This is a genomic window from Pedobacter cryoconitis, assembly GCF_003259615.1.
GTDB classification, from domain to species: Bacteria; Bacteroidota; Bacteroidia; order Sphingobacteriales; family Sphingobacteriaceae; genus Pedobacter; species Pedobacter cryoconitis.
The window spans coordinates 16751-28570 of the sequence record NZ_QLLR01000009.1; the positions used below are offsets into that span (position 1 = coordinate 16751).

General features: G+C 40.4%; 14 protein-coding genes. 8 read left to right on the forward strand and 6 right to left on the reverse strand.

Annotated elements, in window-relative coordinates:
* Positions 1-25 precede the first annotated feature (25 nt).
* Complete coding sequence (locus LY11_RS11150; RefSeq protein WP_111633780.1) at positions 26-1417, reverse strand: DASH family cryptochrome; 1392 nt, start codon at positions 1415-1417, stop codon at positions 26-28.
* A gap of 220 nt (positions 1418-1637) precedes the next feature.
* Here LY11_RS11150 and LY11_RS11155 point away from each other — a divergent pair, with 220 nt between their 5' ends.
* From LY11_RS11155 to LY11_RS27070, 5 genes are read left to right on the forward strand one after another with little or no spacing between them, the layout of a single operon-like run.
* Complete coding sequence (locus LY11_RS11155) at positions 1638-1961, forward strand: hypothetical protein (RefSeq protein WP_146610837.1); 324 nt, start codon at positions 1638-1640, stop codon at positions 1959-1961.
* A 52-nt stretch (positions 1962-2013) separates the two neighbouring features.
* Positions 2014-3021, forward strand: coding sequence for an ATP-binding cassette domain-containing protein (locus LY11_RS11160; RefSeq protein WP_111633782.1), 1008 nt, complete (start codon positions 2014-2016; stop codon positions 3019-3021).
* Positions 3014-4369, forward strand: a complete 1356-nt coding sequence (locus LY11_RS11165) for an HlyD family secretion protein (RefSeq protein WP_111633783.1) — start codon at positions 3014-3016, stop codon at positions 4367-4369. Before LY11_RS11160 ends, LY11_RS11165 begins: the two co-directional genes overlap by 8 nt.
* An 8-nt stretch (positions 4370-4377) precedes the next feature.
* On the forward strand, positions 4378-5199 hold the full coding sequence (locus LY11_RS27065) for a TolC family protein (protein WP_245952713.1): 822 nt from the start codon (positions 4378-4380) through the stop codon (positions 5197-5199).
* Positions 5200-5218: 19 nt separating this feature from the next.
* Entirely contained in the window at positions 5219-5812 is a 594-nt protein-coding gene (locus LY11_RS27070; RefSeq protein WP_245952715.1) for a TolC family protein, read from the forward strand.
* A 156-nt stretch (positions 5813-5968) separates the two neighbouring features.
* Here LY11_RS27070 and LY11_RS11175 read toward each other — a convergent pair whose 3' ends face one another.
* The 3 genes from LY11_RS11175 to LY11_RS11185 form a co-directional block, all read right to left on the reverse strand.
* Positions 5969-6505 (reverse strand): dihydrofolate reductase family protein, encoded by a 537-nt coding sequence (locus tag LY11_RS11175; protein WP_111633784.1) that lies wholly within the window; start codon positions 6503-6505, stop codon positions 5969-5971.
* Positions 6506-6569: 64 nt separating this feature from the next.
* Complete coding sequence (locus LY11_RS11180; RefSeq protein ID WP_111633785.1) at positions 6570-7352, reverse strand: helix-turn-helix domain-containing protein; 783 nt, start codon at positions 7350-7352, stop codon at positions 6570-6572.
* 42 nt (positions 7353-7394) lie between these two features.
* A complete protein-coding gene (locus LY11_RS11185; RefSeq protein ID WP_111633786.1) occupies positions 7395-8348 on the reverse strand; it encodes an alpha/beta hydrolase family protein in 954 nt (317 codons plus the stop codon).
* A 70-nt stretch (positions 8349-8418) separates the two neighbouring features.
* On the opposite strand from LY11_RS11185, the gene LY11_RS11190 reads away from it, so the two are divergent.
* Positions 8419-8826: a winged helix-turn-helix transcriptional regulator gene (locus tag LY11_RS11190; RefSeq protein WP_317047991.1), complete on the forward strand. Its 408-nt coding sequence runs from the start codon at positions 8419-8421 to the stop codon at positions 8824-8826.
* 195 nt (positions 8827-9021) lie between these two features.
* Positions 9022-9507 carry a cupin domain-containing protein gene (locus tag LY11_RS11195; RefSeq protein WP_111633787.1) on the forward strand — a complete coding sequence of 162 codons (486 nt, stop codon included), beginning with the start codon at positions 9022-9024 and terminating at the stop codon, positions 9505-9507.
* Positions 9508-9519: 12 nt separating this feature from the next.
* Here the strand turns inward: LY11_RS11195 and LY11_RS11200 are convergent, their stop codons facing one another.
* On the reverse strand, positions 9520-10143 hold the full coding sequence (locus LY11_RS11200) for a sugar O-acetyltransferase (RefSeq protein WP_111633788.1): 624 nt from the start codon (positions 10141-10143) through the stop codon (positions 9520-9522).
* Between the two features lie 191 nt (positions 10144-10334).
* On the opposite strand from LY11_RS11200, the gene LY11_RS11205 reads away from it, so the two are divergent.
* On the forward strand, positions 10335-11231 hold the full coding sequence (locus tag LY11_RS11205; RefSeq protein ID WP_111633789.1) for a helix-turn-helix domain-containing protein: 897 nt from the start codon (positions 10335-10337) through the stop codon (positions 11229-11231).
* Positions 11232-11421: 190 nt separating this feature from the next.
* Here LY11_RS11205 and LY11_RS11210 read toward each other — a convergent pair whose 3' ends face one another.
* A complete protein-coding gene (locus LY11_RS11210; RefSeq protein ID WP_211321533.1) occupies positions 11422-11775 on the reverse strand; it encodes a winged helix-turn-helix transcriptional regulator in 354 nt (117 codons plus the stop codon).
* Between the last annotated feature and the right edge of the window lie 45 nt (positions 11776-11820).

The window sequence follows — 11820 nt, forward strand, 5'->3', positions numbered from 1 at the left end:
TATTATTATTAGTTTGCACCTTCCGTTAAATTGATATTTTTTTTATCAAATTGATTGCCCTGTTCCACTTTGGATATACCTCAATCGGCTTAATGTAATTAACAATCTCAAATTCCCAGGGAATTAATACCTCGATGTTGTTTAGTTTGGATAGTTCCGGGATCCACAGCCTGATAAAATCCTGCGCCTTATATTTATTGGATTGATGTACCGGGTTAGTATACCAGATTTCAAAGGCCTGCATATGCCAGTTCATCCAATTTGAGCTGACATCATAATCGATTAGTTTTGATTCGAAATAAGCGGCACCCCAGGTCCAGTTTATTTTTAGATCATGCACCAGGTAGCTCGCGCAGTTTACCCTTCCACGATTACTCATATACCCTGTTTGATTTAGCTGGAGCATATGTGCGTCAATAAAAGGGATACCAGTATTCCCATGGCACCACCGTTCAAATTTTTCGGGATCATTTTCCCAGACAAGCTTTTTATTTTTAAAACCCTGAGTTGAAAAAATTGAAGTTCCAATCCGCATTCCCTTAAATGTAAAGTAATCCCTCCAAACCAATTCAAAAATCAGCCACCAGGTACTTTGATTTTTCCTGACCTTTTCTTCATATTCTTTTACCCTGCTATATATCTGCCGGGGGGAAATACAGCCCAGGGCCAGGTAGGGAGAAAATTTCGAACTATAATCCAATCCATCTGATTTATTCCTGCTCCACCTGTATCCTGTCAGAAGTTCAGATTTAAAGGTGTAATATTCCAATCGTTCCAGTGCTGCATCTTCTCCGCCTTCGAGAAAAGGGTGTGAATACTCATATTCGTCTTTACTAAATCCATAAGCTGAATAAGAAGGAAATTCTATATTTTTTATATTATTTACGCCATTTAACCTGGTCGGAGTGCCTATAGTTTCTCTCGGACTTGATTTTTTAGCAACCGGTATTCTATAAGCCTTGCTTGTAAGGGGGATCTTAGAAATTTCAAAGGGAATATCATCTTTGTGATATAAGGTCTTACCCCACAGGAAATGAAATTCAATTTCCGGTAAGCCATCCATAATTTTCGAAACTAAATCCAGTTCGAAGGGTGCGTACTCCTGTTCTGCATAAATATCAGTAATCTCAAATTCTTTAACTAGCTGCGGTATTGTGAGCATTGCCGACTTTTCGCCGATAATTAAATGCCCGCCCAAATGCTGCAGATTTCCCCTCAGGTTAATAACGGATTGCTGCATAAATTTGAACCGGATAATATCGGCTCTACGAGAACCATTAACTGACTGTTGATAGTCTTTTTCCTCAATGCAATAGCAGAAAACCAATTCGCTACATTCCTTTTGAGCCTTCAATAGAACCTCGTTATCGTGTAATCTCAAATCGTTTTTAAACCAAACCAAGCCCCGTTTTGCCATCTATACTTAACACTATAATCAAGATAATGTTCTCTCGATATGCCACATAAATCACCTCAGGATATAGCGTGATAAACGTATTTAATGGCTTTTCTAATCGGGTTCTAATGTTGTGGTCATGATTTCGTCAAATGCTTCGCGAAATCACGAAATTCGTTTAGCATAATCTCTGCAATAATATATTTGCGGCCAGATGGTAACCGTTTTTAACTATAAAATTGTGATTTTCTTATTCAGTATGGTGTTGTTTTTTGGTTTTGGCCTTAAAGCAACAGTTTCCGTTGGTAAATGGTCGGCTTTTTATCTGGCAATGGAAGACGAGTCCCTAGCTGATGAAGAAAAGAATACAAAGAAGGAGAAATCTGATAGATCCGCAAAAAAAATGTGGTATTTGGAATCGCCGGAAACGGATCAGCTTTGGTTAAAAATTTCCTTAGCTACGGAAGCCCACAATAAGGTTTATTTATTGGCTAAACTCTCAGAGCCCCATATCGCAATATCCACTGAGCCGCCTGAAAATGCAGCAGGCTTTCTACGCGTATAAAATACGGGTAGGTAATTCTATTTTCCCTGACACTTAAATTTTAAAGCCTATCATGAACAAAAAACATGATGTGCCAGCGCTTAGGCCCTGGCAACGCCTGGTTGGAATACTCCATTTTGAGCGGTCCACCATTAATTACATATTTTTTTACGCGGTATTGATCGGATTGCTCGGACTGACCCTTCCTTTAGGTACAACAGCAATCTTCAATTTGCTGAGCAATGGTTCAATGTATAGTTCCACCTATATTTTAATCGGCGTAGTGCTGATTGGAATATTGATCGGTGGTCTGCTGCTCATTGGTCAGCTAACCCTTGTTGAGCTTGTTGAGCAAAAGATATTCGCAAGGACCGCTCTGGAGTTTGCGTACCGTTTGCCACGTATCAAGAAGGCTGAATTATCCGGAGAATATCCACCAGAACTGGTAAACCGTTTCTTTGATATTCTGACGATCCAAAAGGGACTTGCCAAATTAGTCGTAGAAATGATATCCTCAGCAGTGCTGATTTTTTTCAGTGCTATTTTACTCTCATTTTATCACCCGGTGTACATGGCCTTCGGGATCTTTATTACATTGGTACTGGCTATTGTAGTCGCACTTTACTATAAGGACGCTGTGCGAACTAGTATACAGGAATCCGGGTATAAATACGAGGTGGTAGCTTACTTAGAAGATTTAGCGGCAAACCTGGATCATTATCGCGGCAACAAAAGCAGAATGAAGGAGGCTATGGAAAAGACAGATGATATTACTTCCAGATACCTAAAAGCGCGTACCGGTCACTTCAGGATTTTACGTAAATTTTTTGTCAGTTCTATAATCATACGGGCGGTACTAATGGGTACCCTGCTTTTGATGGGTTCTTATTTTGTCATCGACAGGCAGATGACCTTCGGTCAGTTTGTGGCGGCTGAAGTGATTGTTGTTCAGATCAGCTATGCGGTAGAAAAACTAATGACCAGTATGAACACTATATTCGATATGGTAACCAGTGCAGAAAAGCTGGCCGTAGTAACCGATATGGAACTGGAAGACGGACAGGAGGTAAACCATGGGTAATCATCGTCAGGTAAACCACCAGGCTAATTGGGAAAACCTTGGAGATAAAACCAGTCAGTCTTTACTGCGCATGCGTAAGGTACTGGTATTGGAAAGGATTATGCTGGTTGCATTTTTACTTTCGCTTGGTATTTTATTTCTGCCATGGCGGCAAACTATTCCGGGTAAGGGTACTGTTACCGCTTTAAGACCCCAGGACAGGCCTCAGACCATTCAAAATCAAATTGGAGGCCGAATAGAACGCTGGCATGTTAGTGAAGGGCAAAAGGTGCGGCAAGGCGATACCATATTGCTTATATCAGAGATTAGTCAATCTTACTTTGATAATGAGCTCCCGCTTAGATTGAAAGAGCAGCTAAAAGCAAAGCAAGGAAGCGAAGCAGCTGCAAGACAAAAAATGCGCGCAACTGAAGATCAAATCGGCGCTCTTGGCCGCGGATTAAACTTTCAGCTGGTAGCCGCAGAAAATAAAGTGAAACAGAGCATGAACTATGTTCAAAGCGATAGTGCCGACCTACAGGCACTGCGTCAGTTCTATCGCGTTAGTCAATCCCGTTTAGCGCGTTATGAACAAGGGTTTAAAGATGGCCTGTTTTCTCTTACTGATATAGAAACCCGTCGTCTGAATGTGCAGAACGATAATGCGAAACTTATTGCGCAGGAGAATAAGCTGAACAGTTCGAAACAGTCAATGCTTAATGCACAGATTGAATTGGATAACATCAGAGCCAAATACCAGGAATCTCTTGCTAAGGCGCAATCTGATATGGGAACTGCACTATCGGGAGAAGCCAGCGCCCAGGGCGATATTGCAAAATTACGCAACGAGATTGCAAGTATTGATTTTCGCAGAGATTTGTATGTCGTTCGTGCGCCTCAGGATGGTTACGTGATTAAAACCATGAAAGCCGGGATTGGTGAGCTCATTAAAGAAGGAGAATCGGTAGCTACACTGCAACCTGAAAATCCTTTGGTAGCTGCAGAAATTTACGTGAATGCAATGGATGTGCCGCTAATGCAAGAAGGTAGTGAAGTTCGTTTACAATTTGTGGGATGGCCTTCGGTACAGTTTTCTGGCTGGCCGTCGGTAGCTGTGGGCACATTTGCCGGCAGGGTATTTTCAATAGATAGAATGATTAGTGCAAATGGTACTTACCGCGTACTGGTTAAGCAGATGGTTCCGGTCCCTCCTGCTGATGAGCCTTGGCCGGTTCAGCTTAGACAAGGATCAGGGGTATTTGGCAGGGTCATTTTAAATTCTGTACCAGTTTGGTACGAGATATGGCGACAATTAAATGGTTTTCCTCCAAGTCTGGAGAGAGAACCAAAAAGTAATCAGGTTAAATAGAGACATTTATGAAGTTGTTATTCATCTTAATTATATCATTATCCGGTTTGCTGAGCTCCTTTGCTCAATCGCAAACTGATACTGCCGATGTATTCATGTTACAGGATCTGGAGGTAATGGTATTTCGTAATCATCCTATAGTTAAGCAGGCAGCGCTGCTGAGTGAATCTGCACGCGCGAATGTGATGCAATCGCTTGGCTATTTCGACCCTGGGATCAGGGCTGGTTTCGACAGGAAGATGTTTGGCAATAAGACCTATTATAATCGCTGGGTGAGCGAACTGAAAGTACCGCTCTGGCTTGCAGCTGCGGACCTTAAAATAGGATACGACCGTAATGTTGGCGATTATGTAAACCCGGAAACATCTACTTCTACAGCTGGTTTGGCGGGTATTGGCCTCAGTATTCCTTTGGGGCAGGGTTTGTTGATAGATAGCAGAAGAAATACCTTAAGGCAGGCAAAAATTATGGTCAACTATGCAGAAGCCGAACGTGTAAAGCAGATCAATACCATTTGGTATAGTATCGTTAAGGACTACTGGAACTGGTATTTCTTTTATAATCAGTTTCAACTGATCAATGAGGGCCTGGAGCTTGCCCAAACAAGATTTAAGGCAATCAGCAGGCAAACGCTGTTGGGCGATAAGGCGGGCATAGATTCGGTTGAAGCGGCTATTACAGTGCAGGACCGAATGATTCAGTATGAAAAGATGAAAATAGATCTGTTAAATGCCAGGCTTACTTTATCTAACCATTTATGGAGTGATGAAGCACAACCACTGGAATTGCCGGAGAAGGCCCGCCCGGCTTCAGGTAATAAAATTGCATGATAAACCTCAAAGGCAAGTATTGGATACTTTGCTGGAATTTGCAGCAGGGAGCCATCCTGAATTGATCAAGCTCCGTATTAAAGGAGAGCAACTAGCGGTGGAGCGCTCTTACAGAAAAGAAATGCTGAAACCTAAACTTAATGTAAGCGGATCGTTATTGTCTACACGTAGAAGTTTTAACAGCTACGTTCCTGATAATTACGATTTCAAGATGGGTAATTATAAGCTGGGATTCGAATTTGCACTACCTCTTTTCCTTCGCGCAGAGCGGGGTAAGTTAAAAGAGGTGAAGATCAAGCAGCAAGAATTAGCATATGATACACAGCAATCTAACCGTGAAATCAGGAATTCGGTATTGACCAGTTACAATCATTTAAATGCTTACAGTGAACAGCTTGCGGTCCAGGTAAAAAGCATTTCAAACCAGGAAGTGCTGTTGAATGGTGAATCTTCTAAGTTTGATCTGGGTGAAAGTACTTTGTTCCTGATCAATAGCCGTGAGTCTAAATTGATTGACATGAAAATCAAGCGGGAAGAAATGATTTCAGGTTATCAGAAAACATTGGCAGAACTTTATTATAAAGCGGGTAGCAGGATGTTGTTTCATTTATAGGTTGAATTCATGTAGGGGTAATAATTTGATATGGATGGTTAACTATGCGACATTAAGCAATAGGCCAGATATTTTGATCTAGATGGATGAGATTTAAAACATCTCATCCATCTAGATTTTTCAATACAAACAATTATAAAACAGATAAGTTAATACTTAATCATTTTCGACACTATAACGGATTGATATTAACCCGGTTTCATAGGTCTTACTTTCCAGGAGCCTAAGCCTGATCCCGCTCTCTTGTTCACGGAACAGAAGCTTACCATCGCCGAGCAATATTGGGTGCACTGACAGCCACAATTCATCCACCAGTCCCTCCTTCATCAGTGAATTATATAGCAAAGCCCCACCAAATAACCATATATCTTTCCCTGGTTGGTTCTTTATTCTTCGTGCTTCAGCAATACTATCTCCCAATATCAGTACAGCACCTTCTTTCACAGCTGTCAACGTTTTAGAAAATACGTATTCTTTCAATGCAGGCATCCCTGGTATGGCCTCCCCAATATTAATGCCACCATGCTGTTGCGCCATTTCATAACTATTACGGCCAATGAAGATCGCATCAATGCGCTCGAAAAAACTGTTTAATCCATAATCCTGATCTGTAAAGCACCAGTCATATTCACCATTAGGGCCTTCAATATATCCATCTAATGTTATGGCCAATCCCAATATTAGTTTTCGCATAGTATTAATTTTTATATTGCAAAAATGCGTAGACTCAATTTCGATTAATTGTACAAAACGGACATCAATATAAAATATAACTGGCCTGCACTACCTGACCTGGTGTGTAACCTGTGTAATCCTTGTAGTCGCGAATAAAGTGAGCCTGGTCATAATATCCACTTTTGTAGGCAACTTCAGTAAGAGAACATAAAGGATATTTTTTCAGATGACCGAGCGAAAATATAAACCTGGAAACACGCAGATACTCTTTAGGTGACAAACCTACATACTCCTGAAACTTTCTTGAAAGATGACGCTGGCTGAATCCAGTATCATTGACGAGCTTTCCCAAAGGGATCAACCCTCCTGACAGTTGTACCTGCCTTAGACAATGTGCTATCTGCAAATTATTTTTATCATTGGCCAATTCCCTCAACAGATACTTTTGTAACAGGCTTACACGTACTTCATTATTACTGGATTCTGCTATTTCATCTTCTATCTGGGTTGAAATACTACCCCAAATATCAGAAAGAGCAGCAGTAGTATCGGATAATACATACATCGGGATTTGTATAAACTTATACGCCATGCCGGGGTAGAAACAAACCGCAATAACCCCGCTCCCTTTCCGCATTTGAACATCCTTAGGACGGCTCATCCGAAAAGTAACAATACTGCGTTTGTGTAATTCATTATTAATGATACCCACAGGCGTAATGGTATAGTTTAAAAACAGTTCTACGCAAGCATCGGGCAACACACGAATATAACTTGTATCAGTATCATCGTCACACTCCATGGTACATATCAGTTTTACATATGGCTGCAAGGCTGGAATAATATCATATGATTTTATGTGCATAATTTCAAATATAGGTTCTGGGGTGGCGGTAAAATTAAAAAATCATTTATTTGTTATCTTGACTATTGGATTAGGGCCATCTTGAAAGTAAGTGCAAGCTAAAGACCATGCTTGATCACTATTATAAAGAACAGAGCGCAGGTAAGTTGTGGTAAGTTGTTGTACAGCTTCGACCCGGTCAGGGCTCTCATCGGTTGTCTCGGTCACCAAATAGCCTGAAATCCCGCCAAGCATATGCTCACCCCCAATCAGGGTAACCAGGCTATTTGCCCCGGGACTTAGCTTATAGGCATCGGTAAACCATTCAGGTCCCATGGTCGTCAATGGAGATTTATCCTGATCGCCGGCAACAACAAGTGTTGGCGTATTCATTTGATTGTAACTTTGGTTTAGATGCGGAAAATGTTCATTGGCAAATGGACTTAGCGCTTCACCGCCGCGGCCGCCTGCACTAAGAAGTACACCTGCTTTTATCCTGGGATCGTGCATATCTTCACTTAAACTGCCATCGGCATTGATCACTCTCGTGCCTAATAACGTAGCGGTTGTCTGAGCTCCGAACGAATGCCCTATTGCTGCAATCCGGCTTTGGTCTATACGTCCTTGTAGACCAGGAACAGAGTTTTCTATAAAATCGAGCTGGTCAAGCACCTTCCTGACATCATCAACGCGATACCGCCACATCATTGGTTTTCGCGGATCTTGCAAGTATGCCTGGATGGCCTCACTATGTCCCGCTTTAGGGTTAGGGTTGATTGTTCTCGAATCAAGAAAAGTAGGCTGAATAACAACGAAGCTATGAGCGGCCCAATAATTGACCAGGGGAGCATACGCATCCATAGAAGAACCAAAACCATGTGAAAAAACAATTATAGGTAGTTGTTCACCATACGCAGGGACTGAGGTCCTTACCTGCAGCGGATAGTCGCGGCCAGAAGCTTCCAGGGTAATCGGGCTTACAGAAACTACCGGAGGAAATTTTATTATATGATCCATGTGTATTTATGCTTAAAATTCAATGTCAAATATATAATGACTATGGTTTATCTTTGTAATGGGTTTACTTATGGAAACTGGTTTCCTCAAAGAAATTATCATTAAAATGGATAAAGAAAAATATTTGGATATGGATGCCTGTTCCACGCATCATTTGGCGATCCGCGATACGATGGATGTATTAAGCGGAAAATGGAAGATAAGGCTGATTGGCTCACTGAGCTTCGGCAAAAAACGCTTCATGGAGCTGATAGGAAGCATAGATGGTATTGCAGCAAAAATGCTTTCTAAAGAATTGCAGGAGTTAGAGTTGAATGGTCTGGTAAAGCGTACGGTATTGAACACCAAACCGGTAACCGTTGAATATGAGTTAACAGAGTATGGTTATTCGCTTAAGCCGATCATCAATGAAATGGCTTTATGGGGAATGCAACATCGAGAAAGAGTGATCAGGGCCATGAGCGTAAAAAAAGAATAAACCGGGGAATCCTCCAGCTTATTACTTTCCTTAACCTTGGCTAATAAAGTCATTCTATGCAACATCATCATACTATTTACTGAAAGTTATCAATTAAATCCAAAAATAGATACTTATAATTATTAAACATGATAAATTAGCAACTCATTAGAAATATGCTCTCTAACATGGTAATCGGATATAAAAATTCAATGTATGAAAAATGCTAGCTACTGGATAGACCGCCTGGATCTTCAACCACACCCTGAAGGTGGTTATTATAAAGAAACTTTCAGATCTCAGTCCGGAGTTTATCGTAATAACGAAAGTAAATTAAAAAGTGCTTGCACATCAATATATTATTTACTTGAAGGTAGTGATTTCTCTGGTTTTCATCGCTTAAAGTCTGATGAGCTTTGGTACTTTCATTGTGGTCAGCCAGTAAATATTCATGTTTTAGATACAGACGGGGGCTACAGTTGTATAGAGCTTAGTGATTCAGAAACTGGTAATTTACAAGCTGTCATCAAACCAGATTGTTGGTTTGCAGCAGAGGTTCCATCAAAATTAGGTTTTGCGCTGGTAAGCTGTGCAGTTGCACCTGGTTTCGATTTTTCAGAGTTTGAAATGGCAACTAAAAATTCGTTGAGCAGTGCTTATCCATTTCAGAAAAGTCTAATTGAAAAATTATGCAGATTTTAAAATGAGTAAAATCTAAATTGTTATTCTGGATACAGACCGTGCTTTTTTGGAAGTGTCCTCACTAAATATTGATTTGATAGTTTTTGCGGGGACACCACCAACAACAACATTAGCCGGAACGTCTTTGGAAACAACTGAACCTGCTGCTACTACTGCATTATTCCCTATGGTTACTCCTGGAAGTATGGTTGCTCCCGCACCAATCCAGGCATTTTTTTTAATAATGATCGGCTTTGTGATCAGGGCACGTCTATCCGCTGGATCCAATGGATGATTCTCAGTCACAAGGTTAACTCTTGGGCCAATTAGTACACCATCTTCTAGTGTAATACCTCCCATATCCAGAAATGAACAGGCGTGGTTGATGAACACGTTCTTTCCTATACTGGTAAACCTTCCGAAGTTTGTATAGAAAGGAGCAAAAATGGTGGTGCTTTCATCAATTCTGACACCAATGATTTCACTAAGCAGATCGCGTATGGAATTGATATCTGCCGCGGTATTGAGCTGCTGCGATAATTTCATCGTCTGGTTTACTACCTCACTTATTTTGTAATATTCGGGATCGTCCAGCCTGATGGGTTCACCCGATCTTAATCTCTCAAAAATACGCTCTTTCTCAACTGCTAAAATCATTGTATTGGAATTTAAGTTTGTGTCCGATCTGGGTGAATTAATTCTCCAGAAATACACATTACAAATATCGACAGTTAGGTTTGTCTCTGTTTTATACAGAATACTGTATTGTTTACCATTTTTACTGATTCTATACCAGAGCTAAGCAATAAGGGTTCAATTTTGTTAAATTTGATCTGTAAATTGATGCTATGGAAGAAGTGAAAAGACTGGATACTGTCCGTCAGTATAATGATTATGCCGGCGTTGACACGCTACACCCTTTGGTAAGTGTTGTTAATTTCAATGAAGTGCCTACCATTATCCACTACAGACATTATATGGGCATTTATGCTGTATTCTTTAAAAATATAAAGTGTGGAAATATGACCTACGGATGCCAGAGCTATGATTATGAGGATGGAACTATGGTCTTTGTTTCACCCGGACAGGTTTACGGAATAGATAGCAATGGCGAAGCAGTAATTCCTTCGGGTTATGGACTGGTTTTCCATCCCGATCTTCTCAAGGGAACACATTTGGGAAAGACCATTCGGGAGTATAATTTCTTTTCGTATGAAGTGAATGAGGCACTTCACCTTTCAAAAAAGGAAAAAAAGACAATAATGGAGTCCCTGGGCAAAATTTCGGAAGAAATAGAGCAAAATATAGATAAGCACAGCAAAACTTTGATTGTTTCCATTATAGAACTGTTTCTGAACTACTGTATGCGGTTTTATGATCGCCAGTTTATAATGCGTAGCCATGCGAACAAGGACATACTGGTAAGGTTCGAAAACTTATTGACAGACTATTTTCACTCAGAGAAGGCTTCGCAACTGGGGCTGCCGAGTGTGGCTTATTGTGCAGAGCAATTGCACCTGTCGCCTAATTATTTTGGGGACCTGATCAAAAAAGAGACTGGCAATACTGCATTGGATTATATTCAGTCCAAAATGATAGATCAGGCAAAAATCTACATTTTTGACCGTTCAAAAACTTTTAATGAAATAGCTGGTGATCTTGGTTTTAAATACCAGCAACATTTCACGCGTACGTTTAAAAAAATTACCGGTTATACACCTAATGAGTACAGATCGCTGAACTAACATTACTACCTTACACAACTTGTGAGTAATCGGCCGCTATTTGTGAAACGCCCAGGTAACGGAAAACCCGGAAGCATTTAAAATTCTATAATCGGCAGAGTTTTGAAGTTCTTTTAAAAGGGCTAATAGTAATATTTCAGGCCTTCAAGCTACGCTCCCATCCAGGGAGAAGCCGGGTATTCAGAACAATTCAACAGCTTAATTTTGGGTTTATGTTGTTATCCAGCATTTGCTTATCCGCCCATTCTCTTAAATGATTGATAAACGGGATTAATTCCTGTGCAACAGGAGTTAATGAATATTCAACCTTAGGAGGCACTTCAAGATAAACCTGCCTGTTAACTAATTTGTCATTTTCCAATTCCCTTAGTGTCTGAGTAAGCATTTTGGGTGTAATATCTGTAAATGCTTTTCTAAGTTCTCCGTAACGCATAACCGATCGATTGTGCAGGTACCACAAAATACGCCCTTTATATTTTCCACCAATTCTTTTAAAGGCGTAATCAACTGCACATATTGGTTTTTCAGAATTTACATTTATAATTTAATATTATTCTAGCTGATTATCAGATTAGTATACTTTAAGTAC